Here is a 25,269-nt window from a genome sequence, read left to right as displayed (position 1 = left end):
TTGCCCCTCTGTAGATACAACTTTCTCGGTTGATTCGTCGTTTTCTCTGCGGGGGAGTATAATTCCTCAAGTTAACTTGAGGTAAAGAGGTTTTATGGAAAAGAGATTACCGCGCATCAAAGCGCTGTTAACCCCCGGTGAAGTGGCGAAGCGAAGCGGCGTGGCGGTGTCGGCGCTCCACTTCTATGAAAGCAAAGGGTTAATAAAAAGTATCCGTAACGCCGGAAACCAGCGGCGCTACACCCGCGACGTGCTCCGCTACGTGGCGATTATCAAAATTGCGCAACGTATCGGTATCCCCCTGGCCACCATCGGCGACGCGTTCGGCGTATTGCCTGAAGGACACTCGCTGAGCGCGAAAGAGTGGAAGCAGCTCTCGTCCCAGTGGCGTGAAGAGCTTGATCGTCGTATTCACACGCTGGTGGCCCTGCGCGATGAACTGGACGGCTGCATTGGCTGCGGATGTTTATCACGTAGCGACTGCCCGCTGCGTAACCCGGGCGACAGGCTGGGCGAGCAGGGAACGGGGGCGCGTCTGCTGGAGGAGGATTGAGATTCTGCGGCCCCTTCGCCGGGTGGCGGTTTGCTTACCCGGCCTACAAGACCGGGAATGTCGGCCGGGTAAGCAAACCGCTACCCGGCAACAAGCATAAAGAACTAAAGCGCCACTAAGGGCGCTTTAGTTTTTTCCGGTCTTTGTCTTTCTCTCTATCCCGCTGGTTCACGGGAGGGTTTCCCCCGACATCAGTACCCCTCGTGTCGAGCTTGTGGAGGAGGTTCCGCTTTGTACTGACACTTTAATTTTATGCCTGGCTGCCGTTTTTGCCACCGAAGACGATCGGATTTTAGCCGAATTTTTTTCGTGAAGTTGTTCAGTTTTCTATAGTTAAAAAGTAGCAATCACCGGAGAACATCATGCTAACGGTCCATCACCTTAACCAGTCTCGTTCCCATCGCGTCCTCTGGGCGCTGGAGGAGCTGGGTCTGACGTACGACATCGTGCGCTACCAGCGCGAAAAAACCATGCTCGCGCCAGACTCGCTCAAAAAAGTGCATCCGCTGGGAAAATCCCCGGTACTCGAAGATAACGGACTGGTTCTGGCCGAATCAGGGGCGATTCTGGAATATCTTCAGGAAACGTACGATCCGGAGTCACGATTCAAACCGTTAGATCCCGCCAGCAAGGTGCAGTACCGTTTCTGGCTGCATTACGCCGAAGGATCACTGATGCCGCTGCTGTTAATGAAGCTGGTGTTTAACAGCCTCGGCAAGCCTCCGGTACCGTTTGGCCTGCGCACGCTGGGCAAAGCGCTGGGGCAGGGAGTGCAGAAAGCATATCTCAACCGCCAGCTGGAAACGCACGCGCGCTTTATTGACGCGCATCTTGCCGAAAACCCCTGGTTTGCCGGCGACGCGCTGTCCATGGCGGATATCCAGATGAGTTTTCCGATCTTCGCCCTGCTGGCGCGGGGCGGTATCGACAATCTCAGCCACATAGCGGCATGGAAACAGAACGTGGAGGCGCGCCCGGGCTGGCAGACCACGCTGGAGAAAGGCGGCCCGCTTACCATCCCCGGCGAGGCGTGAAATGTAACGAAATTGCGCATGGACGATAACGTTTGCGCATCCTCTGCTTAATTCTTCATCGCCATGAGGTCATTTTAGCGAAAAACGAGAAAGTTCAGTTGAAAAGGGCGGGTATTAGGCTAGATAATCGTTTGCCTACATTTGACCACCCGTTTTGTAAGCGCGGAGCTAAACGTTTGCTTTTTTTGTGACGCCCCTTTCGTCACAAACGCAGCACAAGGATTTGACGTTTCGCTGGCAGTGGAGTCTCCACCACGCTTACGGACTTTCAATAAAAATTTTCAGGGGATGTTTTCTATGTCTACGCCATCTGCGCGTACCGGCGGTTCACTTGACGCCATGTTTAAAATTTCTGCTCGCGGCAGTACCGTGCGCCAGGAAGTTGTTGCCGGTCTGACCACGTTTCTGGCGATGGTGTACTCCGTCATCGTGGTGCCGGGCATGCTCGGCAAAGCTGGCTTCCCGCCCGCGGCGGTCTTCGTTGCCACCTGTCTGGTCGCGGGCGTTGGCTCCATCGTGATGGGGCTGTGGGCGAACCTGCCGCTGGCGATCGGCTGCGCCATCTCCCTGACCGCGTTTACCGCTTTCAGCCTGGTGCTGGGCCAGCAGATCAGCGTCCCCGTAGCGCTCGGCGCGGTGTTCCTGATGGGCGTGCTGTTCACCGTGATTTCTGCCACCGGCATCCGCAGCTGGATTTTGCGCAACCTGCCGCAGGGCGTGGCGCATGGCACCGGTATCGGTATTGGCCTGTTCCTGCTGCTGATTGCCGCCAACGGCGTGGGTCTGGTCATCAAGAATCCGCTGGACGGCCTGCCGGTTGCGCTGGGTAACTTTGCGAGCTTCCCGGTGATCATGTCGCTGGTGGGGCTGGCGGTGATTATCGGCCTGGAAAAACTGAAGGTGCCGGGCGGCATTCTGCTGACCATTATCGGCGTGTCCATCGTCGGTCTGATCTTCGACCCGACCGTTCACTTTTCCGGTATTTTCGCCATGCCGTCGCTGAGCGACGACAACGGCAACTCCCTGATCGGCAGCCTGGATATCGTGGGCGCGCTGAACCCGGTGATCCTGCCAAGCGTGCTGGCGCTGGTGATGACGGCGGTGTTTGACGCCACCGGCACCATCCGCGCGGTGGCGGGGCAGGCTAACCTGCTGGATAAAGACGGCCAGATTATCGACGGCGGCAAAGCGCTGACCACCGACTCCCTGAGCAGCGTCTTCTCTGGTCTGGTGGGCGCGGCGCCTGCGGCGGTGTACATCGAATCCGCAGCGGGTACGGCGGCAGGCGGTAAAACCGGCCTGACGGCCATCACCGTTGGCGTGCTGTTCCTGCTGATCCTGTTCCTCTCTCCGCTCTCCTACCTGGTGCCTGCGTATGCAACCGCGCCAGCGCTGATGTACGTCGGCCTGCTGATGCTGAGCAACGTGGCGAAAATCGACTTCGCGGATTTTGTCGACGCCATGTCCGGCCTGATCACCGCAGTATTCATCGTGCTGACCTGTAACATCGTGACCGGCATTATGATCGGCTTCGCCTCGCTGGTGATTGGCCGCCTGGTCTCCGGTGAGTGGCGCAAGCTGAACATCGGCACCGTGGTGATCGCCGTTGCGCTGGTCGCGTTCTACGCGGGCGGCTGGGCAATCTAAATTATCCATTGATGCGAAAACGGGTGGCTCAGGCCGCCCGTTTTTATTTTCAGGACTCATCCCGTTGCCTTTTGCGTTACTCTGGAGAGGATAGAATAAGAGGCACGACGCCTCAGGTTTGGCTTAAAAAGAAACACAGCAAACAGGGAACGCATGGAAATTTTCTTCACAATACTCATCATGACCCTTGTGGTCTCATTATCCGGGGTGGTTACACGCGTACTGCCCTTCCAGGTCCCCCTGCCTTTAATGCAAATAGCCATCGGCGCGCTGCTGGCGTGGCCGACGTTCGGCCTGCACGTGGAGTTCGATCCGGAACTGTTCCTCGTGCTGTTTATCCCGCCGCTGCTGTTTGCCGATGGGTGGAAAACGCCGACGCGCGAATTTCTTGAGCACGGTCGAGAGATCTTCGGCCTGGCGCTGGCGCTGGTGGTCGTTACCGTGGTCGGGATAGGTTTCCTGATCTACTGGGCTGTACCGGGTATCCCGTTAATTCCCGCCTTTGCGCTGGCCGCCGTGCTGTCGCCGACCGACGCCGTGGCGCTGTCCGGCATCGTAGGCGAAGGGCGCATTCCAAAGAAAATCATGGGCATTTTGCAGGGTGAAGCGTTGATGAACGACGCTTCCGGCCTGGTGGCCCTGAAGTTTGCCGTGGCGGTAGCCATGGGCACCATGGTCTTTACCATTGGTGGCGCGACCCTGGAATTCTTCAAGGTGGCGATTGGCGGGATCCTCGCAGGCTTTGTGGTGAGCTGGCTGTACGGTCGTTCGCTGCGCTTCCTCAGCCGCTGGGGCGGCGATGAACCGGCGACGCAAATCGTTCTGCTGTTCCTGCTGCCGTTTGCCTCTTATCTGATTGCCGAACATATCGGCGTGTCGGGCATTCTGGCAGCGGTAGCCGCGGGGATGACCATCACCCGCTCCGGCGTGATGCGCCGCGCGCCGCTGGCGATGCGCCTGCGTGCAAACAGTACCTGGGCGATGCTGGAATTCGTGTTCAACGGCATGGTCTTCCTGCTGTTGGGTCTACAGTTGCCGGGCATTATGGAATCTTCGCTGATCGCGGCAGAAGCCGATCCGAACGTTGAAGTCTGGATGCTGTTTACCGATATCGTGCTCATCTACCTTGCGCTGATGCTGGTGCGTTTCGGCTGGCTGTGGACGATGAAAAAGTTCAGCGTTCGCTTCCTGACGAAAAAGCCGATGGAGTTCGGCTCCTGGACCACGCGCGAGCTGCTGATTGCCTCTTTCGCCGGCGTGCGCGGGGCGATTACCCTTGCCGGTGTGCTCTCTATTCCGCTGCTCCTGCCTACGGGCGATGTCTTCCCGGCGCGCTATGAGCTGGTGTTCCTGGCGGCGGGCGTGATCCTCTTCTCGCTGTTTGTCGGCGTGATTATGCTGCCGATTCTGCTGCAACACATTGATGCGGGTGACTCTTCGCAGCAGCATAAAGAAGAGCGGATTGCCCGCGCGGCGACGGCGGAAGTCGCGATTGTCGCCATTGAGAAGATGGAGGAGCGTCTTGCAGCCGATGCCGAAGAGAACATTGATAACCAGCTGCTGAAGGAAGTCAGTTCACGCGTGATTGGTAATTTGCGCCGTCGTGCTGACGGGCGTAACGACGTGGAAAGTTCGTTGCAGGAAGAGAACCTCGAGCGTCGTTTCCGCCTGGCGGCGCTGCGCTCCGAGCGTGCCGAGCTGTATCACCTGCGCGCGACGCGTCAGATCAGCAACGAGACGCTGCAAAAGCTGCTGCACGATCTGGATCTGCTGGAAGCGCTGTTGATAGAGAATCAGTAGCGCGTTGTTGCCCGGTGGCGCTGCGCTTACCGGGCCTACATTTGAACCGTAGACCGGGTAAGGCGAAGCCGCCACCCGGCACTATTCAGACCGCACCCAAAACCCCTCACAACATTGCAGCCACGCCTGTGCGCTGTGCGACAGATACACCCCTTCACGCCAGATCATCCCTAACTGCCAGTGCAGGTCGCTCTCCAGCGGGATCCAGCGCAGCGTGTTTTTATCCAGCCGTTCGCAAATCGGCTGCGGCAGAATGGCAATCCCCACGCCCGCCTGGACCATTGCCGCGAGGAAATCCCACTGGCCGCTGCGCACCGCAATACGGGGCTTCACGTTATGGTGATTAAACAGCGCCATCAGCTGGCGGCTTAAGGCGAAATCTTCGTTGTAAATCAGCAGCGGGTGCTCGCCGAGCCGCTCGGGGTTCACCGACTCAACCTTCAGCCAGTCGCCGGAGCGAGGCACCAGCACACACAGCGGATGGCTGAACAGCGGCAGCGTTGCCAGCCCGCTCTCTTCCTCCACGGGAAGGGCCGTCATGGCCACGTCCAGCTCGCCGTTGATCACCGCCTGCTGCACGGTCAGGCCGCCAAACTCAGAAATTTTAAGCTCAACGCCGGGGTAGCGCTGGCGGAAGAGGCTTATCGGCCCGGCCATCATCATGCCGACCATCGGCGGAATGCCGAGCCGCAGCAGCCCTTTTGTCAGGTGATTAATGTCGCCAAGCTCGGCCTCCAGCTGGCGGAACTCTGCCAGGATCGCCAGCCCGCGCTCGAACACCACGCGCCCGGTATCGGTCAGCAGCAGCTTGCGTCCGTCACGAATAAGCAGGGTACAGTTCAGCTCGTCTTCGAGGTTTTTCAGCATCTTGCTGATGGTCGGCTGGGTAACGAACAACTTCTCCGCTGCGCGGGTAAAACTTTGCTGGCGAACCACCTCGACAAAATAGCGCAGCGTTCTTATGTCCATGATTATTCCTCGAAACTATACCTTCGATGATTTTAATTCATTTCAGTCGATGACGTACGCTCACTATACTGGCGCCTCGTCTCAATTCTGAGGAAAAAACCCATGGCCGTGGCGTTAAGCCGTGTTACGCCTGCCGTTGTGCAACGACTCCAGGTCCCGGTTCAGGTACTGCTCTACGCGGGACTGTTTGTTTTTGCGGAATATCTTGTCGACTGGCTGCACCTGCCTTTACCCGCCAACCTGGTGGGGATGGTGCTGATGCTGGCGCTAATCCTCTGCCGCGCGTTGCCCCTCAGCTGGGTGCGCGCCGGCGCGCGCTGGCTGCTGGCGGAGATGCTGCTGTTTTTCGTTCCGGCCGTGGTGGCGGTGGTGAACTATGCGCAGCTGCTGATGGTCGACGGCTGGCGCATCTTCGCGGTTATTGCCCTGAGCACGCTGATGGTGCTGGGGGCCACCGCCTGGGTGGTGGATAAGGTGTACCGGTTCGAAATCAGCAGGCAAAAGCATGACTAACTTTCAGATAAGCGTGCTGTGCCTGATCGTGACGGTCGCCATCTACTTTGCCAACAAGCGCCTGTATCGCCGCTTTCGCACGCTGCCGCTGATGCCGCTGGTCTTCACGCCCATCCTGCTGGTGCTGATGCTGGTCTTCGGCCATATCTCCTGGCAGAACTACATTGGTGAATCCCACTGGCTGCTGTGGCTGCTCGGCCCGGCGACTATCGCCTTTGCGGTGCCGGTGTATGACAACCTGGCGATTATCAAACGCCACTGGATGTCGCTCAGCGCGGGGGTCGTCACCGCGACGGTGGTGGCGGTCTGTAGCTCCGTCTGGCTGGCGCGGCTGTTTACCCTCTCCGATGAAATTCAGCGCAGCCTGGCCGTGCGCTCGGTGACCACGCCGTTTGCGCTGGCGGCCGCCAAACCGCTCGGCGGACAGCCGGACCTGGTGGCGCTGTTTGTGGTCGTCACCGGCGTATTCGGCATGGCGGTGGGCGATATGCTGTTTCTGCGGCTGTCTATTCGGGAAGGGATGGCGAAAGGGGCGGGCTTTGGCGCGGCGTCGCACGGTGCGGGAACGGCGCGTTCGTATGAACTCGGTCAGCAGGAGGGCGTGGTGGCAAGCCTGGTGATGATGCTGTCGGGCGTGACGATGGTGTTAATCGCGCCGCTGGTGGCGTGGGTGATGTTTTAAGCTCCCCGGCCAGCATGACCGGGGAGAAAGGCTTAGTGCGCGCGGCCCTGCTCAACGCCCAGGCCGGTCTGCGAGCGGATAAACTGGGCGCGGAATTTCTCACGCTCCAGGTTACCCTCCGGCGAGTTGTCGGTGGCCGAGAAGAACCAGATCCCGATAAACGCCACGGCAATGGAGAACAGCGCCGGGTATTCATACGGGAAGATAGCGCTTTCGTGACCAAGGATCTGCACCCAAATCGTCGGGCCGAGGATCATCAGAACCACTGCCGTCAGCAGCCCCAGCCAGCCGCCAATCATCGCCCCACGGGTGGTCAGTTTTGACCAGTACATGGAGAGCAGAATGATCGGGAAGTTACAGCTCGCCGCAATCGAGAAGGCCAGCCCTACCATGAAGGCGATGTTCTGCTTCTCGAAGAGAATGCCCAGCAGAATGGCGACCACGCCCAGTACCAGCACGGTGATTTTGGAAACCTTCAGCTCGTCGCGCTCGCTCGCGCCTTTACGGAAGACGTTGGCGTAGAGGTCGTGCGATACCGCAGACGCGCCCGCCAGCGTCAGCCCGGCGACCACCGCAAGGATGGTGGCGAAGGCCACGGCGGAGATAAAGCCGAGGAACAGGTTACCGCCCACCGCGTCGGCCAGATGCACCGCCGCCATGTTGTTACCGCCAATCAGCGCGCCCGCCGCGTCTTTAAACGCCGGGTTCGCCCCTACCAGCATGATCGCGCCGAAGCCGATAATGAAGGTCAGAATGTAGAAGTAGCCCATGAAACCGGTGGCGTAGAACACGCTCTTGCGCGCTTCACGCGCGTCTGACACGGTGAAGAAACGCATCAGAATGTGCGGCAGCCCCGCAGTACCAAACATCAGGCCGAGACCGAGCGAGAGCGCGGATATCGGATCTTTCACCAGCCCGCCCGGGCTCATGATCGCTTCTCCTTTCGGGTGTACCGACATCGCTTCGGTAAACAGGTTATTGAAGCTGAAGCCGACGTGTTTCATCACCATAAAGGCCATAAAGCTTGCGCCGAACAGCAGCAGCACGGCTTTAATGATCTGCACCCAGGTGGTGGCCAGCATGCCGCCGAACAGAACGTACATCACCATCAGCACGCCCACCAGCACTACCGCGACGTGGTAGTTCAGGCCGAACAGCAGCTCGATCAGCTTGCCTGCGCCCACCATCTGGGCAATCAGGTACAGCGCCACGACCACCAGCGAACCGCAGGCGGAGAGCATGCGGATAGGGCCTTGCTTCAGACGGTAGGAGGCCACGTCGGCAAAGGTGTAGCGACCAAGGTTACGCAGGCGCTCGGCAATCAGGAACAGAATGATCGGCCAGCCGACGAGGAAGCCGAGGGAGTAAATCAGGCCGTCGTAGCCGGAGGTGTAAACCAGCGCGGAGATCCCGAGGAACGAGGCGGCAGACATAAAGTCACCCGCAATCGCCAGCCCGTTCTGGAAGCCGGTTATGTTGCCGCCCGCGGTGTAGTAATCGTTACGGGAGCGCACGCGTTTCGATGCCCAGTACGTAATGTACAGCGTCAGCACCACGAAAATCAGGAACATGACGATAGCCTGCCAGTTGGTGGGCTGGCGCTGAACCTCGCCGGTAAGGGCATCCGCCGCATGGGCAGCAAAGGGAAGTGTGGCGGCAAGCGCCGTCAGGACTCGCTTCATGATGCTTTTACCTCTTGCAGTACTGCTTTATTAAGACGATCGAATTCACCGTTCGCACGCCAGACGTACACACCCGTCAGCACAAACGAAATAACGATAACGCCAATGCCAATCGGGATACCGCGCGTAACGCTGGTTCCGGCGTGCAGCGGCGTCCCAAGCCACTGCGGCGCAAAGGCGATCAGCAGAATAAAGCCGACGTAGATAATCAGCATGATGATGGAAAGGATGAAGGCAAACCGTTGCCGTTTTTCGACGAGCTCCCTGTAGTGCGCACTATTCTCTATCTGCTGACAAATATCATGATTCATCACAGAAATCTCCAGAGGTAAGGTTGGTTTGTTTTATCCCCTCTCCCCTATGGGGAGAGGGTTAGGGTGAGGGGAGAGGGAGAAAAGATTATGATGGCATCGCGATGGCCTGCTTCTCTTCGAGCAGTTTGTCCACCACGCCAGGATCGGCAAGCGTTGAGGTATCGCCGAGGTTGCTGGTATCGCCTGCCGCGATTTTGCGCAGGATACGGCGCATAATCTTGCCGGAACGGGTTTTCGGCAGCGAGTCTGTCCAGTGCAGTACGTCCGGCGTGGCAAGCGGGCCAATCTCTTTACGTACCCAGTTGCGCACCTCGGTATACAGCTCCGGCGACGGCTCTTCGCCGTGGTTCAGCGTGACGTAGGCGTAAATCGCCTGGCCCTTGATGTTGTGCGGAATGCCGACCACCGCCGCTTCGGCAATCTTCGGATGCGACACCAGCGCGGACTCAATCTCTGCCGTACCCAGACGGTGGCCGGAAACGTTCAGCACGTCGTCCACGCGTCCGGTGATCCAGTAATAACCGTCTTCATCCCGGCGCGCACCGTCGCCGCTGAAGTACATGTTTTTGAAGGTCGAGAAGTAGGTCTGCTCGAAGCGCTCATGGTCGCCGAACAGGGTGCGTGCCTGGCCTGGCCAGGAATCGACGATCACCAGGTTGCCTTCGGTGGCGCCTTCCTGCGGATTGCCTTCGTTGTCCACCAGCGCAGGCTGCACGCCGAAGAATGGGCGGGTGGCCGAACCGGCTTTCAGCTGCGTGGCGCCCGGCATTGGCGTGATCATGAAGCCGCCGGTTTCGGTCTGCCACCAGGTGTCCATCACCGGGCACTTCTCGTTGCCGATTTTCTTCCAGTACCACTCCCAGGCTTCCGGGTTGATCGGCTCGCCTACTGAGCCGAGGATGCGCAGGGAAGAGCGGTCAGTTCCCTCGATGGCTTTATCCCCTTCCGCCATCAGCGCACGGATTGCGGTTGGCGCGGTGTAGAGAATGTTAACCTGATGCTTATCAACCACCTGACACATGCGCGCCGGGGTCGGCCAGTTTGGTACGCCTTCAAACATCAGCGTCGTTGCGCCGCAGGCCAGCGGGCCGTACAGCAGGTAGCTGTGACCGGTGACCCAGCCCACGTCGGCGGTGCACCAGTAGATGTCGCCCGGATGGTAGTCGAAAACGTATTTAAAGGTCGTCGCGGCGTACACCAGATAGCCGCCGGTGGTGTGCAGTACGCCCTTCGGCTTACCGGTGGAGCCGGAGGTATAAAGGATAAACAGCGGATCTTCCGCGTTCATCTCTTCCGGCTGATGCTGGTCACTCGCGTTTTCAATCAGATCGCTCCACCACAGGTCGCGCCCCTCGTGCCAGTCGATGTTGCCGCCCGTACGTTTGAAGACAATGACGTTATTGATGGACTTCACGTTCGGGTTTTTCAGCGCTTCATCGACGTTTTTCTTCAGCGGAATACCGCGACCGGCGCGCACGCCCTCGTCAGCGGTGATCACCAGCTTCGAATTAGAGTCAACGATGCGTCCGGCAACCGCTTCCGGCGAGAAACCGCCGAAGATCACGGAGTGGATCGCACCGATGCGCGCGCAGGCCAGCATAGCCACCGCGGCTTCCGGCACCATGGGCATATAGATAGCCACCACGTCGCCTTTTTTAATGCCCTGGGCCAGCAGCACGTTGGCGAAGCGGCAGACGTCGCGGTGCAGTTCTTTATAGGAGATGTGTTTGCTCTGAGAGGCGTCGTCGCCTTCCCAGATAATGGCTGTTTCGTTGCCGCGTTCGGCAAGATGGCGGTCCAGGCAGTTCGCCGCCAGGTTCAGCGTGCCGTCTTCATACCATTTAATGGAGACGTTACCCGGCGCGAAAGAGGTGTTCTTTACCTTCTGATAAGGTTTGATCCAGTCGAGGATGTGGCCCTGCTCGCCCCAGAACGCGTCAGGGCTGGAAATAGACTGCTGATATTTCTCCTGGTACTGCTCCGGGCTTATCAGGCAACGGTCCGCAATGTTTGCGGGAATGTCGTGTTTGTGTATTTGGCTCATGGCTTTTTTTCTCCTTGTAAGATGTTAATAATATGTCGCAAAAACGTTAATAGTAGGGGCTTTACAAGCTTTGTTTAGTATTTGGGCGACAGATCACGCATTGTCTGAAGCGTATGAAAATTGAGCGAATGAAACTTTGAAGGGAAATAATTCATCTAAAGAATTATTCACTTTTTTGCAGTGAAAATATTTTGTATAACAAACGGTTATTTATGCGAATTGCTATAAATTACCGCCAGTGACCCTTTTTGCAGTGAAATGCCTTGTTCTTTAAGGCTTGCGCAGCATGCCGTGCAAATGATACTCATACGGCGCGTTAAAAAATCCCATAAACCAACGCAACACAATTCATACCCTTTCAGTATGTCTCCATATTCATGCAGTTTTGCTGGTGCGGAGATTTCATTGAGGAAGTCAGTTTCTATGAAAAATTTGAAAGTCAGCCTGGCCTGGCAGATCCTGCTGGCCCTTGTGCTGGGCATCTTGCTGGGCAGTTACCTCCATTATCATAGCGACAGCCGCGAGTGGCTGATTGCGAACCTTCTCTCCCCTGCGGGCGATATCTTTATTCATCTGATCAAGATGATTGTGGTGCCCATTGTGATCTCGACGCTGGTGGTCGGTATTGCCGGGGTAGGTGATGCGAAGCAGTTAGGCCGCATCGGTGCAAAAACCATTATCTATTTCGAAGTGATCACCACGGTTGCCATCATTCTTGGCATCACCCTGGCGAACGTATTCCAGCCAGGTTCCGGGATCGATATGTCGCAGCTGGCGACGGTGGATATTTCGAAATATCAAAGCACGACCGCTGACGTGCAGAGCCACGCTCACGGCCTGATGGGCACGATCCTGTCGCTGGTGCCGACCAACATTATCGCGTCGATGGCGAAAGGCGAGATGCTGCCAATCATCTTCTTCTCGGTCCTCTTTGGTCTGGGGCTCTCCTCCCTGCCGGCAACGCACCGTGAGCCGCTGGTGACCGTGTTCCGCTCTATCTCCGAAACCATGTTCAAAGTCACCCACATGGTCATGCGCTATGCACCGGTTGGGGTCTTTGCGCTGATCGCCGTGACCGTGGCGAACTTCGGTTTTGCCTCCCTGTGGCCGCTGGCGAAGCTGGTGATCCTGGTGCACTTCGCCATTCTGTTCTTCGCGCTGGTGGTGCTGGGGATTGTGGCGCGCCTGTGCGGGCTGAGTATCTGGATCCTGATCCGCATCCTGAAGGATGAGCTGATTCTGGCGTACTCCACCGCAAGCTCCGAGAGCGTGCTGCCGCGCATTATCGAGAAGATGGAGGCGTACGGTGCGCCAGCGTCGATAACGAGCTTCGTGGTGCCGACCGGCTACTCCTTTAACCTGGATGGCTCGACGCTGTACCAGAGTATTGCGGCGATCTTTATCGCGCAGCTGTACGGCATTGACCTGTCGCTGTGGCAGGAGATCGTACTGGTTCTGACGCTGATGGTGACCTCAAAGGGCATCGCAGGCGTGCCGGGCGTCTCCTTCGTGGTGCTGCTGGCGACGCTGGGCAGCGTGGGTATTCCGCTGGAAGGCCTGGCGTTCATCGCCGGTGTGGACCGTATCCTCGACATGGCGCGTACCGCGCTGAACGTGGTGGGTAACGCGCTGGCGGTGCTGGTTATCTCCAAGTGGGAACACAAATTCGACCGTAAAAAAGCGCTGGCGTATGAACGCGAGGTGCTGGGTCGTTTTGATAAGACGGCTGACCAGTAACATCCTAAGCCCGGTGGCGTTGCGCTTACCGGGCCTACGGGTTTTGTAGGCCGGGTAAGGCGAAGCCGCCACCCGGCACATTATTCTCCGCTCAACGCATCAAACTCCTCACACCCCGTATCAAACCCTTCGGTACAGCTCAGGTTTAGCCAGTAGAGCGCTTTCTGCTTATTCGGCGTGATAAACCCTTTCTCCCCCTGCTGGAACAGCATTCCTGCCCAATATTCCGCATAGCCGGTACGTGACAGTGACGAGCTGCGTTTAAACCACGACGCGGCCTGCGCGTCATCCTGAGGGACGTCAACACCGTTGGCATAAATCAGCCCCAGCAGCAGCTGCGCGTCCACCGCCGCGTCGCTATCGATATCTTTAGTCGCCGATTGCAGGAGCTTGATGGCCTGGGGATAGTCGGTTTTACCCGCCTGCGTGTTCACCAGAATGCGCGCCAGCATAATTGTGCCGCGCTTGCTGCCTGCGATGGTGGCCTGCTGCGCCAGCGTTTTGGACTGAGCATAATCCCCCTGCGTAAAGAGGATCTGCGAGAGTAACCCCATGGCGTCGACATCACCGCCTTTCGCGGCTTTCTCGGCCCATAGCGCTGCCTGCATTTTGTCACCGGAGCTGAAGTACGTATCGGCGAGATAATACTGCGCGCGCGCATTGCCCGCTTCAGCCTGCTTTTTATACTGGCCGCCAATCTCATCGGCATGGGCAAATGCGGTTAAAAAGAACAACATCAGAAAAAGGGTTTTCATGGATTCTTATCATCTGGGTACACGCCGCGCAGTATAATCGCGGCGACAGAAGAAAAAAACGGGTGCGTAAGACCTCAGCATCCCACAAGCCGGGCGGACACGCGTTCCGCCCGAAGAGGTTAGCCCGCGGTGCAGGCTAATTTTGCCGCCACCTCCTGATGTTCACTCTTTATTGAAAACTCACATAACTTATCGCGAGTAATAAAGGTAAAGATCACTATCGTCAGGCAAATAATAAAGACGATGCCTAACGCAGTTTTTAATGGCGTCATGCCTTTTACTCCTTGCTTACAAAAGAATAAGAGGCTACTCTCAACCTGTTGGTAGTTGAGGGGTAGCCTCGGGTAAATGCACATTTCCCGGGGCTTTCCACTTTCGGTCCCTCAACAATGCTCAAGACAGAAAGTCTTAAGCACCCGCCGCATATCTTATCCCTCTGAATTAAAATGCAAAGATGTAATTTATTTCCGCGCAAATTACATTTTTCTGCGAGACGCCTTCAGAAATATATATAGATGTAATTAATATTGGCGCAAGAAATAATAATGGGGTGAATATCTCACCCCATTTAGTCAGCGATTATTTAACAGCATTAACCCATTGCGCTTTCACGCAGTCGGGCCTTCAGCTTGTTATATTCGTCGATCACATACTGTTCCGCCGCGTGCTGATCCGCAATCGGCTCCACGTTGACGGCGCAGTATTTATACTCCGGCGTTTTGGTTATCGGACTGAGGTTCTCCGTCACCAGTTCGTTACAGGCGCCAATCCACCACTGGTAGGTCATGTAAACAGCCCCTTTGTTCGGACGGTCGCTGACCTGTGCGCGGGTAATGATGCGGCCCTTACGCGAGTTCACCCATACCAGCGCTTCATCTTCAATACCGAGCCGTTCGGCGTCGGCGGTGTTGATCTGCGCGTAGCCCGGCTCGTCCGCCAGCGCCGCCAGCGCGGCACAGTTGCCGGTCATTGAACGGCAGGAGTAGTGGCCCACTTCGCGCACGGTGGAGAGCACCATCGGAAACTCGTCAGTGAGTTTATCGATCGGCGCGACCCAGTCGCAGGTGAAGAACTGCGCCAGCCCGTTCGGGGTATCGAATTTCTCCTTAAAGAGATAAGACGTCCCCTGGTCGGCCTCCGACTCGTCCCGGCACGGCCACTGGATATAACCCAGCTCGCCCATTTTTTCATAGGTGGCACCGTAGAAGTCCGGGCACAGATGACGCAGCTCGTCCCAGATCTCCTGGGTGTTGTTGTAGTGCATCGGGTAGCCCATGCGAGTGGCGATTTCGCTGATGATCTGCCAGTCGGTTTTCAAATCCCACTTCGGCTCGACCGCCTTAAAGAAGCGCTGGAAGCCGCGGTCCGCCGCCGTGTAGACGCCTTCATGCTCGCCCCAGGAGGTCGACGGGAGAATCACATCCGCTGCCGCCGCGGTTTTGGTCATAAAGATATCCTGGACAATCACCAGCTCCAGATCCTCAAAGCCTTTGCGCACCGCTGACAGCTCGGCGTCGGTCTGGAGCGGATCTTCACCCATGATGTAGGCCGCCCGCACTTCGCCGTGCGCCGCGCGGTGCGGCAGCTCGCTGATGCGGTATCCGGTGTGTTCCGGCAGGCTCTCCACGCCCCAGGCCTTCGCAAACTTCTCGCGATTTTCCGGGTACTTCACGTACTGATAGCCTGGATACGTGTCCGGCAGCGCGCCCATGTCGCACGCACCCTGCACGTTATTCTGACCGCGCACCGGGTTCACGCCGACATGCGCTTTACCCAGATTTCCGGTCAGCATCGCGAGGCTGGTCAGGGAACGCACGGTTTCCACGCCCTGATAGAACTGGGTGACGCCCATGCCCCACAGAATGGCGGCGGTTTTGGCCCCGGCGTACATGCGTGCGGCCTGGCGGATCGCCTGCGCGCTCACGCCGGTTATCGACTCTACCGACTCCGGCGTGTAGCCTTCGACAATTTTCCGGTACTCTTCAAACCCTTCCGTACGCGTGGCGACAAACGCCTGGTCGTACAGATTTTCCTCAATAATAACGTGCCCCATCGCGTTCAAGAGCGCGATGTTCGAGCCGTTTTTCAGTGCGATGTGCATATCGGCAATACGCGCGGTTTCGATTTTGCGCGGATCGCAGACGATGATTTTCGCCCCGTTCTGTTTGGCGCGAATCACGTGGTTCGCGACGATAGGGTGAGAATCCGCCGGGTTATAACCGAAGATAAACACCAGATCGGTGTTATCTATCTCATTGATGGCATTGCTCATTGCGCCATTACCGACCGACTGGTGCAGACCTGCAACCGATGGGCCGTGTCAGACGCGAGCGCAGCAGTCGACGTTATTGGTACCAATAACGGCGCGCGCGAATTTTTGCATCACGTAGTTGGTTTCGTTCCCCGTCCCGCGCGAGGAGCCGGTGGTCTGAATCGCATCCGGGCCATACTTGGCCTTGATGGCGCTGAGGCGCGTGGCGACATAATCCAGCGCTTCATTCCAGGAGACGGCTTCCAGCTTGCCACCGCGCTCGCGGCGGATCATGGGGGTTTTCAGGCGCGGCGTGAGGATTTGGGTATCGTTAATAAAATCCCAGCCGTAATACCCTTTCAGGCACAGCGTGCCCTGATTGGTTTTACCCTGCGCCGCTTCCGCCCGGACGATTTTGCCGTTATCGACCACCAGGTGGATCTTGCAACCTGAGGCACAATAAGGGCAAACCGTGACGACCTTTTTCATCACTTTGCTCCCGTTAAACAGTTCTTACCTGCCCTTTATGCAGCATCTATGCCATTTTTTTAATAGGGGTATTTCCTGACGTTACGACCGTTTGCGGAGCAAAACCCTGACGAAAAACAGCCAATCGTCAAAATTGACGTGTCGAAAGGGCAGGGATGTGACGTGGATTGAATTTCCGTCACGTCAAAAAGATGTCGGCAAGCCTGAGCGGCGCGGCGCAGGTGAGGGCAATTTGAGATTCCTCCGCTACTCCCGCCAATAGCCAGTCATTACCTTAAGGCCAGTTCACCTGCGAGTCTGGCCTTATGAAACGTTACTCTACCGCCCTGTTATTTGGCTTGCTGACTTTAACCAGCCAGCTGGCGCACGCCGATGTGATTGATGATGCCATTGGCAATATTCAGCAGGCGATCAACGACGCCTATAACCCCGGCAGCAGCCGTAATGACGATGACGACGATCGTTACGATCGCAGCCGTCAAACCGACAGCCGGCAGTACGACGATCGTCGCCGGCAGTTAGAGGATCGACGCCAGCGTTTAGACGAGCGTCAGCGCCAGCTGGATGACGACAGGCGTCGGTTAGAAGAAGATGAGCGTCGGTTAGAGGATGATTACGATCGAGGCTAAAGCCTGGTGGCGCTTCGCTTACGCAGGCCTACAAAACCTGGAGCGTAGGCCGGGTAAGGCACAGCCGCCACCCGGCAGAACTCAGTCGAGAACCAAAACCATCCCGTCATATCCCGCTTCAATGCCGTCCGGCAGCGGGTTATCCATCATCCACGCGTCAAACTGATGGCTGATATGCGTCAGGATCACCTGCGGACAGCCAATTACCTCGTTCAGGGCCGTCACCGTATTTAAATCACAGTGGTTGCGCGGCGTCTCCGGACGCGGTTCATGGCTACAGTCGATGATTATCGCCTGCGGCTGGTTGTTAAGCAGAAACGTCACCGTTTTATCCGGCAGTCCGGCGGTATCAGACAGCCACGCCACGCGGCTGTGGGCGGACTCCAGCAGATAGCCAAACGTGAGTTTAGAATGGTTGAGCGGCAGCGGCGTCACCCGCAGGCCCTGTAGCTCAAACATCACGAACGGCTCGACCGTGTGGCTGAAATCCAGGATGCCCGGATGTTTGAACAGATCGTCACAGCCTGCCTCGTCTGGCGGACCGTAGACGGGAATGGTGGCGCCTACGCCCCAGCGCAGAGGGAAAAGCCCCTGAACGTGATCCATATGATAATGGGTAAGCAAAAACTGCTGGAAGCTGCCCGCAGGCCAGTTGTCCATCAGGTGCGGAATACCCGCGTCCAGCAAGGTGACCGCATCGTTGAATTTAACCGCCGCGCTACAGGGGCGACGGCGATAATTTTCCTGCAAGCGCGCCCTTCGGCACGCGGCACAGTCGCAGCCAAACACCGGCACCAGCTGCGCGCTTCCGGTTCCCGTTAACGTGATGGTCAGACTCATAACGCACCTCTACAGCGGTTTGGTGAAGCGGAAATGGCTTTGCGTATACCCTTCACGAACATAAAAACGGTGCGCATCCGCGCGCTTTACGCTGGTGGAAAGCTCAGTCAGCTCGGCACCTGCCTGCCTCGCGATGTCCTCTGCCCAGGCCAGCAGCTGGCTGCCCACCTTTAGCCCGCGCGCCTGCGGCATCACCACCAGTTCCTGGATCTCGCCGATCCAGCGGGCATGGTGCAGGTGAAACTGCATGTGCAGGCCGATCATGCCGATGACCTGCCCGTCCAGCTCGGCAAGCTGGTAGCGCATATTGTGATCCTGAAGGTTGGCCAGAAAACCAGCGTGAAACGCCTGGTGATCGAACTCTGCCTGCTTCAGTTCACAGATCAGGGCGTAAACAATTTGTGCATCGTCGGCGGTGGCGGGGCGAAGCTGGCAGTCAGGCATGCTGTCTCTCCTTCTGGCGAATAAGCGATAAAAAGGTCTCGACTGACTGTAGCAAACTTCCGTCGTTATTGAGGACGTGACAGCCCGATGGGGTGTAGCGCGCCGCACGTTCCAGCCGCTGGTCGATCTCACGCGCATTTTCGCGCCCCCGGCTTTGCAGGCGGCTGCGCAGAATATCCGGAGAAACCTGCAAACAGACCGGCAGCAGCGCCGCTTCGTACCGGGCTATGGCCTGCGGCAGATGCGCGCGTGAACCGTTGACCAGCACGTCGAAGCCCGCGTGCAGCCAGAGGTCGATCTCGATGCCGACGCCGTAATAAAAGCCGTTCGCGTGCCAGCTCAGCGCCAGCAAGTTTTGCCCGGCGCGGGTAAAAAACTCCTGCTCGCTCAGGGCGATATGGTTTTCACTCCCGGCGTTCGCCGCGCGGGTAATGTAGCGGTGCGCCACCAGCAGCTGTGAATGTTCCCGCTGCCGTAACGCCGACAGCAGGCTGTCCTTCCCGGAGCCGGACGGGCCCATTAACCAGATGAGTCTTCCCATCAGAACACCCTTTTTCCCTGACGCCAGACGTGGTCGATATGAATGTGCTCGCCCTTACGGTGCGCCAGCACCAGGTCTGCCCGTTTTCCTTCGGCAATCTCACCGCGATCGTGAAGGTTGAGCGCGCTGGCCGGGTTTTTCGTCACCAGACGGATCGCCTGCGGCAGCGTAAAGCGGTTATCTTCATCGTCCGCGACGCGGAAGGCCGCGTCCAGCAGGCTGGCGGGGTAATAGTCAGATGAGAGGATATCCAGCAGGCCGAGCGAGGCCAGCGAGCTTGCCGCCACGTTGCCGGAGTGCGAGCCGCCGCGCACGATGTTCGGCGCACCCATCAGCACGTTCATACCGTGCTTGCGGGAGGCTTCAGCCGCCTCGAACGTGGTGGGGAATTCGGCGATCACGCTGCCAAGCTGGTGAGATTCGCATACGTGATCGTGCGTGGCGTCGTCATGGCTGGCCAGCGCGATATTCCGGTCGCGGCACATCGCGGCAATGGAGAGGCGGTTCGGCTGCGACCACCGGGCTGCCAGCGCCAGTTGCTCTTCTTCATAGCGCGCCATCTCCGCATCGCTGAGAGAATATTTGCCCTGATAGTATTCGCGATATTTTTCAATGTTGGCGAACTGGCGCTGCCCCGGGGAGTGATCCATCAGCGAAACCAGCGACACCGGCTCGCGCCCGACCAGCTTTTCAAACAGCGGTAGCGTGGTGTGGTGCGGCAGCTCGCAGCGCAGGTGCAGGCGGTGCTCGGCGCGGTTGAGGCCGCGCTTTTGCGTCTCTTCCACGGCGTTGATCATCTTTTCCAGATTCTCCAGACGATCGCCGCCGTCGCGCACGTCGCCGATCGCCACCGCGTCCAGCACCGTGGTGATACCGCTGGCGACCATCAGCGCGTCGTGGCTGCTCATCGCCGAATGGGCGGGCCAGTCCACCTTCGGGCGGGGAGTGAAGAATTTGTCCAGATTATCGGTGTGCAGCTCAATCAGCCCCGGCAGCAGCCAGCCGCCTTCGCCGTCCATCGCCTCCGGGGAGCGGCTCTGGGTTTCGGCAAACGCGCGGATGACGCCGTCCCGGACCTCAACCGAGCCGTTCACGACCTCATTTTCCAGCACCAGCCTGACGTTATTGATAATCATACGTTTGTCCCCATTGGATGCAGCCTGTCCGCCACGCGATTGCGGACGGCGTCGTCGTGGAAGATCCCGACGATCGCCGCCCCGCGCGCTTTGGCCTGTTCGATCAGATCCATCACCGCTGCGCTGTTTTTAGCGTCGAGCGAGGCGGTGGGTTCATCGAGGAGTAAAATCGGGTAATCGACGATAAAGCCGCGTGCGATGTTCACGCGCTGCTGCTCGCCACCGGAAAAGGTCGACGGGGCGAGGTGCCACAGACGCTCCGGCACGTTGAGGCGCGTCAGCAGGCTGGCGGCTTTAGCAGCGCAGGTTTCGCGCGGGACGCCAAGATCCAGCAGGGGCTGCATCACCACGTCCAGGGCGGAGATCCGCGGGATCACCCGCAGGAACTGGCTGACCCAGCCGATCGTTGTACGGCGCACTTCCAGTACTTTGCGCGCAGGGGCCTGGACCAGATCGATCCATTCATTGTTATGGTAAATATGGATATGGCCTTCGTCCGGCAAATAGTTGGCGTACAGGGAACGCAGCAGAGTGGATTTCCCGCTGCCGGAATGGCCATGCAGCACCACGCATTCGCCGCCGCTGACCTCTAACGAGGCATTTTGCAGTACCGGCAGGCGGACGCCGTTTTGCTGGTGGAGCACAAAGGTCTTACTGACATTTTCAACGTGGATCATTTTGGCCTCGCGATTCGTTTTGCCGGGTGGCGGCTTCGCCTTACCCGGCCTACAGGTGCGCTGTTAGTAGGCCGGGTAAGCGCAGCGCCACCCGGCAACAGCGCCCTCAGTTCTGCAACACCGACGACACCAGCAGCTGGGTGTACGGATGATGTGGATCGTCGAGCACGCGGTCGGTCAGCCCACTTTCCACCACCTGGCCCTGCTTCATCACCAGCAGACGGTCCGCCAGCAGGCGCGCAACGCCCAGATCGTGGGTGACAATCACCACCGCCAGGTTCAGCTCCACCACCAGGCCGCGCAGCAGGTCGAGCAGGCGCGCCTGCACGGAGACGTCCAGCCCGCCGGTCGGTTCATCCATAAACACCAGCTTCGGATGGGTGACCAGATTGCGGGCAATCTGCAAGCGCTGCTGCATGCCGCCGGAGAAGGTCGTTGGCAGGTCGTCGATGCGCGAGGCGGGGATTTCCACCTCCTCCAGCCAGCGCTGCGCGGTGGCGCGGATGTTGCCGTAGTGGCGCGCGCCGGTGGCCATCAGCCGTTCGCCGATATTGCCTCCCGCCGACACCTGACGGCGCAGGCCGTCCATCGGATGCTGATGCACCACGCCCCACTCGGTGCGCAGCAGGCGGCGGCGCTCGGCCTCGCTCATGGCGTACAGGGATTTGCCTTCATACAGAATGTCGCCGTTCTGCGGCGTCAGGCGCGCGGAGATAGACTTCAGCAGGGTGGTTTTACCGGAGCCGGACTCGCCGACAATGCCCAGCACTTCGCCCGGCCACAGCTCAAACGACACGTCGCTGAAGCCTTTGCCCGGCGCATAAAGGTGAGTCAGGTTATTAACCGAAAGCAGCGGTTTCATTGGCCGTTCGCCTCGCTCTGTTGGCGGCAGTAATCGGTGTCGGAGCAGACAAACATTCGTTTGCCCGTGTCGTCCAGCACCACTTCATCCAGATAACTGTGCTTTGAACCGCAGATGGCGCACGGCTCGTCCCACTCCTGCACCGTAAACGGGTGATCGTCAAAATCCAGACTTTCGACGCGGGTGTAGGGCGGTACGGCATAGATGCGTTTTTCACGTCCGGCACCAAAGAGTTGCAGGGCAGGCATCATGTCCATCTTCGGGTTATCGAATTTCGGGATCGGCGACGGGTCCATCACATAGCGGCCGTTCACCTTCACCGGGTAGGCGTAGGTGGTGGCGATATGGCCGAAGCGGGCGATGTCTTCATACAGTTTGACCTGCATGATCCCGTACTCTTCCAGGGCATGCATGGTGCGGGTTTCGGTTTCCCGCGGCTCGATAAAGCGCAGCGGCTCCGGGATCGGCACCTGGAAAATCAAAATCTGATCTTCGGTCAGCGGAGTTTCCGGGATGCGGTGGCGGGTCTGGATCAGCGTCGCATCCTCGGTTTTCTCTGTGGTGTTGACGCCCGTTACGCGCTTAAAGAAGTGGCGGATCGACACGGCGTTGGTGGTGTCGTCTGCCCCCTGATCGATGACCTTCAGCACGTCCGCTTCGCCGATCACGCTGGCGGTGATCTGAATGCCGCCGGTGCCCCAGCCGTACGGCATCGGCATTTCACGGCCACCAAACGGCACCTGATAGCCGGGGATCGCCACTGCTTTAAGAATGGCGCGGCGGATCATGCGTTTCGTTTGCTCATCCAGATAGGCAAAGTTGTAGCCGCTTAAGTTAGCCATTGGCGCGCTCCCGTTGCAGGCGTTTCAGCAGTTCCAGTTCGGCCTGGAAATCGACGTAGTGCGGCAGCTTGAGGTGCGAGACAAAGCCTGCGGCCTCAACGTTATCCGCGTGGGCCAGCACGAACTCTTCGTCCTGCGCCGGGCCGGAGACTGGCTCGCCGTAGTCCGGCGCCTGGAGCGCACGGTCAACCAGCGCCATCGCCATCGCCTTGCGCTCGCTCAGGCCGTACACCAGCCCATAGCCGCGGGTAAAGTGCGGATCTTCATTGTCTGGCGCGACAAAACCGTTGACCATTTCACATTCGGTCATCAGCAGTTCGCCGATGTTCACCGCAAAACCCAGCTCTTCGGGCACAATGTCGATGTCGAGATAGCCGCTGCGGATCTCTGCCGCGAACGGGTGGTTGCGCCCGTACCCACGCTGTGTGGAGTAGGCCAGCGCCAGCAGATACCCTTCGTCGCCGCGCATCAGCTGTTGCAGGCGGGACGAGCGTGAACACGGGTAGACCGGCGGCGTGCGGGTGATGTCATCCGGTGTGCTGCCGGTGTCCTCCTCCGCCTTCGCCAGCCCCTGGTTTGCCAGCAGGCTAAAAACGTGCGGAGAGGCGTCTTGTTCAGCGTCAGAGGCGCTGAGCTGAGGGGCTTCACCATTCGCCAGCAGCGTGAAGTCCAGCAGACGATGGGTGTAGTCGTAGGTCGGGCCAAGCAGCTGGCCGCCGGGAATGTCTTTGTACACCGCTGAAATGCGGCGCTCTAAACGCATTTCCGCCGTGTTCACCGGCTCGCTCACCGCCAGCTTCGCCAGCGTAGTGCGGTAGGCGCGCAGCAGGAAGATAGCTTCCACGTTATCGCCGCTGGCCTGTTTCAGCGCCAGCGCCGCCAGCTCGCGGTCCGCGATGCCGCCTTCGGTCATTACGCGGTCGACGGCCAAATTTAACTGCTGTTCAATCTGGGCGACGCTCAGCTCGGGAAGCGCGTCATCCCCCCGGCGTCTGTGCTCCTGTAAGGCATGGGCGGCGGCGATCGCCTTTTCCCCCCCTTTGACGGCAACGTACATCAGCACACCTCCACGTGAGTGGTCCGCGGGATCGCCAGCAGGCGTTCGCCGCAGGTTAGGATCAGGTCAATGCCGAGCGGGAACGGGTGCGGACGCTCGGTCAGCTCATGGATGATGCACTCCGGCAGCTGGGGCGCGACCATCCGCTCGTCGGCGATGCCTGCGCCCGTCAGGCGAAGCATGCGGCCACCGCTCAGGCTGGAGACTTGCAGGATCAGCGTGGCGCTGGTTTCCGGTGCGACGGCGCTGCCTTCGCTCAGGGCATTAAGCTGTTCATGGCTGATCTGTTCGTCGGCCACGGCAAAGACCGCCTGCTGGGGCTGATCGACCAGCGGCGCGCTGGTGTGAAAGCGCAGGTTCTGGCTGGCGATATCGTTCAGCAATGCGCCTGACAGCCATACCGGGGTGTCGTTGTCCGCCAGCGTCAGCAGCACGCTGGTAGAGGCGAGGTTGAGCGGCAGCCAGCCCTGCGAAAGCTGGTGCAGCGAGACGATCACGCCGGGCTCGCTCATGGCCTTCAGCAGGCGACGGAAACTTTGTTGGGCATCCTGGACGGCCAGGGTAAAGGCAGGTTGAAGCGTCATGCGTTGTCTCCGCGAACGAGCGTAAAGAAGTCGACCCGGCTGGTGTTCACTTCGGCCTGACGCGCGGCAAGACGTGCGGCGCGGTCAGCTTCCAGCGGGGCAATAAGGGTTTCCATTAACGTCTGGAAATGCGGGTGTTCCTGTAAAAGCGCGTCGATCACCGCGCAGCGCTCGGCGTGCGTTTTGTCGCGCCCAAGTACGTAGCTGTAACCCAGCGTGCCGCTGTTAAGGCGGATCACCGCGCGGGTGAGAGTGGCATCGCCAGCGAAGAAGCGCTCGCCGGTGCCGCCCATGCGTGCCTGGATCTGCACCAGGCCGATCTCCGGCGCGCGGATCGTGTCGTAGTCCGGCGTCAGGCCGAGAGCGTTCATGCGGGCGGCCAGCGCAGCAGGCTGGCTGTGGGCCAGCACGCGCATCCAGCGCTGACGAGTGGAGGTGTCGAAGTGCATTCAGTGCTCCATGGTGAATTCAATCATGTCGGCGCGGGTCAGGCTGACGGAGTATTCCGTTGCGTTGACCTCGCCGTCACGGTGGTTGAGGGTGCGCACGCAGAGCAGCGGGGCCATATTGGGGATCTCCAGCACCTTGCTCTCTTTCGCCTGTGCCCGGCGGGCGCTGATGCGCGTCTGGGTGCGCTTGAGCGCAATGCCGGTCGCGTCCTGAAGAAAATCATGCAGGGAACCGCTGGCGAAATGTTGCAGCACGGGCCAGAGGGTGAGGTCCGCGAAGTAATGGTCAATCTGGCAGACCGCCACGCCGTTGACCCGGCGCAACGTGCGCAGGTGTACGACGTTGTCACCCTCCTGGATCCCGAGCGCGTCCGCCACGTGGCGGGAGGCCGGGCGCAGGACCGAAAGCAGTTTTTCGCTGGTGGGATGGCTGCCCTGATCGAGCAGGTTCTGGCTAAAGCGCGCCTGGGCGTTGAGCGGGTAGTCAAACGGGCGCATCAGCACCAGCACGCCGACGCCCTGACGGCGCTGGACCCAGCCGCGCTCGACCAGCTGGTCAATGGCGCGGCGCAGGGTGTGGCGGTTCACTTCGTAGCGGTCGGCAAGCTGCTGCTCGGCGGGCAGGTAGTCACCGCAGCGGTAATGCGTGCGCAGCTCCACTTCGAGCCTGGCCGCAATCTCTTGCCAGCGGGTAGGGTAACTGGTCGGATGTCTGGATAAGTGCATACCAATCAAAGC

Annotated in this window: 26 protein-coding genes; 8 read left to right on the top strand and 18 right to left on the bottom strand. The window is 58.9% G+C overall.

Going from position 1 to position 25,269, the window contains the following annotated elements; genetic code table 11:
* The first annotated feature begins 94 nt into the window (after positions 1-94).
* The 4 genes from soxR (at position 95) to IM267_RS03945 (ending at position 5,034) form a co-directional block, all read left to right on the top strand.
* Entirely contained in the window at positions 95-553 is a 459-nt protein-coding gene (gene soxR, locus IM267_RS03960) for a redox-sensitive transcriptional activator SoxR (RefSeq protein WP_003860275.1), read from the top strand.
* Between the two features lie 362 nt (positions 554-915).
* Positions 916-1,587, top strand: coding sequence for a glutathione S-transferase family protein (locus IM267_RS03955; RefSeq protein WP_063449849.1), 672 nt, complete (start codon positions 916-918; stop codon positions 1,585-1,587).
* 297 nt (positions 1,588-1,884) lie between these two features.
* Positions 1,885-3,234 (top strand): guanine/hypoxanthine transporter GhxP, encoded by a 1,350-nt coding sequence (ghxP, locus tag IM267_RS03950; protein ID WP_063449848.1) that lies wholly within the window; start codon positions 1,885-1,887, stop codon positions 3,232-3,234.
* Between the two features lie 153 nt (positions 3,235-3,387).
* Positions 3,388-5,034 (top strand): Na+/H+ antiporter, encoded by a 1,647-nt coding sequence (locus IM267_RS03945; RefSeq protein WP_063449847.1) that lies wholly within the window; start codon positions 3,388-3,390, stop codon positions 5,032-5,034.
* A gap of 81 nt (positions 5,035-5,115) precedes the next feature.
* Here the strand turns inward: IM267_RS03945 and IM267_RS03940 are convergent, their stop codons facing one another.
* On the bottom strand, positions 5,116-6,003 hold the full coding sequence (locus IM267_RS03940) for a LysR family transcriptional regulator (protein ID WP_063449846.1): 888 nt from the start codon (positions 6,001-6,003) through the stop codon (positions 5,116-5,118).
* A gap of 102 nt (positions 6,004-6,105) precedes the next feature.
* Here IM267_RS03940 and IM267_RS03935 point away from each other — a divergent pair, with 102 nt between their 5' ends.
* Together IM267_RS03935 and IM267_RS03930 are read left to right on the top strand one after the other, a co-directional pair.
* Complete coding sequence (locus IM267_RS03935; RefSeq protein WP_063865496.1) at positions 6,106-6,516, top strand: CidA/LrgA family protein; 411 nt, start codon at positions 6,106-6,108, stop codon at positions 6,514-6,516.
* Positions 6,509-7,198 (top strand): LrgB family protein, encoded by a 690-nt coding sequence (locus tag IM267_RS03930; protein ID WP_102751355.1) that lies wholly within the window; start codon positions 6,509-6,511, stop codon positions 7,196-7,198. The genes IM267_RS03935 and IM267_RS03930 overlap by 8 nt, the downstream gene beginning before the upstream one ends.
* A 32-nt stretch (positions 7,199-7,230) precedes the next feature.
* Here IM267_RS03930 and actP read toward each other — a convergent pair whose 3' ends face one another.
* From actP to acs, 3 genes are all read right to left on the bottom strand, one after another.
* Positions 7,231-8,880: a cation/acetate symporter ActP gene (gene actP, locus IM267_RS03925; protein WP_193032827.1), complete on the bottom strand. Its 1,650-nt coding sequence runs from the start codon at positions 8,878-8,880 to the stop codon at positions 7,231-7,233.
* Positions 8,877-9,191, bottom strand: a complete 315-nt coding sequence (locus tag IM267_RS03920; RefSeq protein ID WP_131637960.1) for a DUF485 domain-containing protein — start codon at positions 9,189-9,191, stop codon at positions 8,877-8,879. Before IM267_RS03920 ends, actP begins: the two co-directional genes overlap by 4 nt.
* A gap of 88 nt (positions 9,192-9,279) precedes the next feature.
* Positions 9,280-11,238 (bottom strand): acetate--CoA ligase, encoded by a 1,959-nt coding sequence (gene acs, locus IM267_RS03915; protein WP_063865493.1) that lies wholly within the window; start codon positions 11,236-11,238, stop codon positions 9,280-9,282.
* 423 nt (positions 11,239-11,661) lie between these two features.
* Between acs and gltP the strand changes: the two genes are divergently transcribed.
* Entirely contained in the window at positions 11,662-12,975 is a 1,314-nt protein-coding gene (gene gltP, locus IM267_RS03910; protein ID WP_063449840.1) for a glutamate/aspartate:proton symporter GltP, read from the top strand.
* A gap of 80 nt (positions 12,976-13,055) precedes the next feature.
* On the opposite strand, the gene IM267_RS03905 is transcribed toward gltP, so the two are convergent.
* From IM267_RS03905 to fdhF, 3 genes are all read right to left on the bottom strand, one after another.
* Positions 13,056-13,730 carry a tetratricopeptide repeat protein gene (locus IM267_RS03905; RefSeq protein WP_107534477.1) on the bottom strand — a complete coding sequence of 225 codons (675 nt, stop codon included), beginning with the start codon at positions 13,728-13,730 and terminating at the stop codon, positions 13,056-13,058.
* Positions 13,731-13,849: 119 nt separating this feature from the next.
* Positions 13,850-14,002, bottom strand: a complete 153-nt coding sequence (locus IM267_RS03900) for a Hok/Gef family protein (protein ID WP_063865490.1) — start codon at positions 14,000-14,002, stop codon at positions 13,850-13,852.
* 320 nt (positions 14,003-14,322) lie between these two features.
* Positions 14,323-16,470 (bottom strand): formate dehydrogenase subunit alpha, encoded by a 2,148-nt coding sequence (gene fdhF, locus IM267_RS03895; RefSeq protein ID WP_193032825.1) that lies wholly within the window; start codon positions 16,468-16,470, stop codon positions 14,323-14,325.
* A 305-nt stretch (positions 16,471-16,775) separates the two neighbouring features.
* Between fdhF and yjdP the strand changes: the two genes are divergently transcribed.
* Entirely contained in the window at positions 16,776-17,099 is a 324-nt protein-coding gene (gene yjdP, locus IM267_RS03890; protein WP_058652447.1) for a DDRRRQL repeat protein YjdP, read from the top strand.
* An 81-nt stretch (positions 17,100-17,180) separates the two neighbouring features.
* Here yjdP and phnP read toward each other — a convergent pair whose 3' ends face one another.
* The 11 genes from phnP to phnF all read right to left on the bottom strand — a co-directional run bounded on the left by phnP (position 17,181) and on the right by phnF (position 25,257).
* On the bottom strand, positions 17,181-17,939 hold the full coding sequence (gene phnP / locus IM267_RS03885; protein ID WP_193032823.1) for a phosphonate metabolism protein PhnP: 759 nt from the start codon (positions 17,937-17,939) through the stop codon (positions 17,181-17,183).
* A 9-nt stretch (positions 17,940-17,948) separates the two neighbouring features.
* On the bottom strand, positions 17,949-18,383 hold the full coding sequence (gene phnO / locus IM267_RS03880; protein ID WP_193032822.1) for an aminoalkylphosphonate N-acetyltransferase: 435 nt from the start codon (positions 18,381-18,383) through the stop codon (positions 17,949-17,951).
* Positions 18,376-18,927: a ribose 1,5-bisphosphokinase gene (phnN, locus tag IM267_RS03875; RefSeq protein ID WP_107534481.1), complete on the bottom strand. Its 552-nt coding sequence runs from the start codon at positions 18,925-18,927 to the stop codon at positions 18,376-18,378. Before phnN ends, phnO begins: the two co-directional genes overlap by 8 nt.
* Entirely contained in the window at positions 18,924-20,060 is a 1,137-nt protein-coding gene (phnM, locus tag IM267_RS03870) for an alpha-D-ribose 1-methylphosphonate 5-triphosphate diphosphatase (protein WP_063865485.1), read from the bottom strand. The genes phnN and phnM overlap by 4 nt, the downstream gene beginning before the upstream one ends.
* Positions 20,057-20,737, bottom strand: a complete 681-nt coding sequence (phnL, locus tag IM267_RS03865) for a phosphonate C-P lyase system protein PhnL (protein WP_193032820.1) — start codon at positions 20,735-20,737, stop codon at positions 20,057-20,059. Before phnL ends, phnM begins: the two co-directional genes overlap by 4 nt.
* A 106-nt stretch (positions 20,738-20,843) precedes the next feature.
* Positions 20,844-21,599, bottom strand: a complete 756-nt coding sequence (phnK, locus tag IM267_RS03860; protein WP_063449830.1) for a phosphonate C-P lyase system protein PhnK — start codon at positions 21,597-21,599, stop codon at positions 20,844-20,846.
* Positions 21,596-22,441, bottom strand: coding sequence for an alpha-D-ribose 1-methylphosphonate 5-phosphate C-P-lyase PhnJ (gene phnJ, locus IM267_RS03855; protein ID WP_063449829.1), 846 nt, complete (start codon positions 22,439-22,441; stop codon positions 21,596-21,598). Before phnJ ends, phnK begins: the two co-directional genes overlap by 4 nt.
* Complete coding sequence (locus tag IM267_RS03850) at positions 22,434-23,498, bottom strand: carbon-phosphorus lyase complex subunit PhnI (RefSeq protein WP_193032818.1); 1,065 nt, start codon at positions 23,496-23,498, stop codon at positions 22,434-22,436. The genes phnJ and IM267_RS03850 overlap by 8 nt, the downstream gene beginning before the upstream one ends.
* On the bottom strand, positions 23,498-24,082 hold the full coding sequence (gene phnH / locus IM267_RS03845) for a phosphonate C-P lyase system protein PhnH (protein WP_045630769.1): 585 nt from the start codon (positions 24,080-24,082) through the stop codon (positions 23,498-23,500). The genes IM267_RS03850 and phnH overlap by 1 nt, the downstream gene beginning before the upstream one ends.
* Complete coding sequence (gene phnG, locus IM267_RS03840; protein ID WP_063865482.1) at positions 24,079-24,531, bottom strand: phosphonate C-P lyase system protein PhnG; 453 nt, start codon at positions 24,529-24,531, stop codon at positions 24,079-24,081. Before phnG ends, phnH begins: the two co-directional genes overlap by 4 nt.
* Positions 24,532-25,257: a phosphonate metabolism transcriptional regulator PhnF gene (gene phnF / locus IM267_RS03835; protein ID WP_063865481.1), complete on the bottom strand. Its 726-nt coding sequence runs from the start codon at positions 25,255-25,257 to the stop codon at positions 24,532-24,534.
* Positions 25,258-25,269: the final 12 nt, after the last annotated feature.

It is taken from the genome of Enterobacter cloacae complex sp. P15RS (assembly GCF_014895905.1).
Classification (GTDB): domain Bacteria; phylum Pseudomonadota; class Gammaproteobacteria; order Enterobacterales; family Enterobacteriaceae; genus Enterobacter; species Enterobacter quasihormaechei.
The sequence above is the reverse complement of the archived record's forward strand: the minus strand, read 5'-3'. Positions and strand labels throughout refer to the sequence as shown.

What these genes read in the sequence shown, in the direction of transcription:
- phnM (WP_063865485.1), bottom strand. Translation starts at nt 20,060, where the DNA reads ATGATTATCAATAACGTCAGGCTGGTGCTGGAAAATGAGGTCGTGAAC.
- yjdP (WP_058652447.1), top strand. Translation starts at nt 16,776, where the DNA reads ATGAAACGTTACTCTACCGCCCTGTTATTTGGCTTGCTGACTTTAACC.
- actP (WP_193032827.1), bottom strand. Translation starts at nt 8,880, where the DNA reads ATGAAGCGAGTCCTGACGGCGCTTGCCGCCACACTTCCCTTTGCTGCC.
- ghxP (WP_063449848.1), top strand. Translation starts at nt 1,885, where the DNA reads ATGTCTACGCCATCTGCGCGTACCGGCGGTTCACTTGACGCCATGTTT.
- phnJ (WP_063449829.1), bottom strand. Translation starts at nt 22,441, where the DNA reads ATGGCTAACTTAAGCGGCTACAACTTTGCCTATCTGGATGAGCAAACG.
- soxR (WP_003860275.1), top strand. Translation starts at nt 95, where the DNA reads ATGGAAAAGAGATTACCGCGCATCAAAGCGCTGTTAACCCCCGGTGAA.
- IM267_RS03900 (WP_063865490.1), bottom strand. Translation starts at nt 14,002, where the DNA reads ATGACGCCATTAAAAACTGCGTTAGGCATCGTCTTTATTATTTGCCTG.
- phnG (WP_063865482.1), bottom strand. Translation starts at nt 24,531, where the DNA reads ATGCACTTCGACACCTCCACTCGTCAGCGCTGGATGCGCGTGCTGGCC.
- IM267_RS03920 (WP_131637960.1), bottom strand. Translation starts at nt 9,191, where the DNA reads ATGAATCATGATATTTGTCAGCAGATAGAGAATAGTGCGCACTACAGG.
- IM267_RS03935 (WP_063865496.1), top strand. Translation starts at nt 6,106, where the DNA reads ATGGCCGTGGCGTTAAGCCGTGTTACGCCTGCCGTTGTGCAACGACTC.
- acs (WP_063865493.1), bottom strand. Translation starts at nt 11,238, where the DNA reads ATGAGCCAAATACACAAACACGACATTCCCGCAAACATTGCGGACCGT.
- phnO (WP_193032822.1), bottom strand. Translation starts at nt 18,383, where the DNA reads ATGCCTGACTGCCAGCTTCGCCCCGCCACCGCCGACGATGCACAAATT.
- IM267_RS03955 (WP_063449849.1), top strand. Translation starts at nt 916, where the DNA reads ATGCTAACGGTCCATCACCTTAACCAGTCTCGTTCCCATCGCGTCCTC.
- IM267_RS03940 (WP_063449846.1), bottom strand. Translation starts at nt 6,003, where the DNA reads ATGGACATAAGAACGCTGCGCTATTTTGTCGAGGTGGTTCGCCAGCAA.
- IM267_RS03850 (WP_193032818.1), bottom strand. Translation starts at nt 23,498, where the DNA reads ATGTACGTTGCCGTCAAAGGGGGGGAAAAGGCGATCGCCGCCGCCCAT.
- IM267_RS03945 (WP_063449847.1), top strand. Translation starts at nt 3,388, where the DNA reads ATGGAAATTTTCTTCACAATACTCATCATGACCCTTGTGGTCTCATTA.
- phnK (WP_063449830.1), bottom strand. Translation starts at nt 21,599, where the DNA reads ATGAAACCGCTGCTTTCGGTTAATAACCTGACTCACCTTTATGCGCCG.
- IM267_RS03930 (WP_102751355.1), top strand. Translation starts at nt 6,509, where the DNA reads ATGACTAACTTTCAGATAAGCGTGCTGTGCCTGATCGTGACGGTCGCC.
- phnF (WP_063865481.1), bottom strand. Translation starts at nt 25,257, where the DNA reads ATGCACTTATCCAGACATCCGACCAGTTACCCTACCCGCTGGCAAGAG.
- phnH (WP_045630769.1), bottom strand. Translation starts at nt 24,082, where the DNA reads ATGACGCTTCAACCTGCCTTTACCCTGGCCGTCCAGGATGCCCAACAA.
- phnL (WP_193032820.1), bottom strand. Translation starts at nt 20,737, where the DNA reads ATGATCCACGTTGAAAATGTCAGTAAGACCTTTGTGCTCCACCAGCAA.
- gltP (WP_063449840.1), top strand. Translation starts at nt 11,662, where the DNA reads ATGAAAAATTTGAAAGTCAGCCTGGCCTGGCAGATCCTGCTGGCCCTT.
- phnP (WP_193032823.1), bottom strand. Translation starts at nt 17,939, where the DNA reads ATGAGTCTGACCATCACGTTAACGGGAACCGGAAGCGCGCAGCTGGTG.
- IM267_RS03905 (WP_107534477.1), bottom strand. Translation starts at nt 13,730, where the DNA reads ATGAAAACCCTTTTTCTGATGTTGTTCTTTTTAACCGCATTTGCCCAT.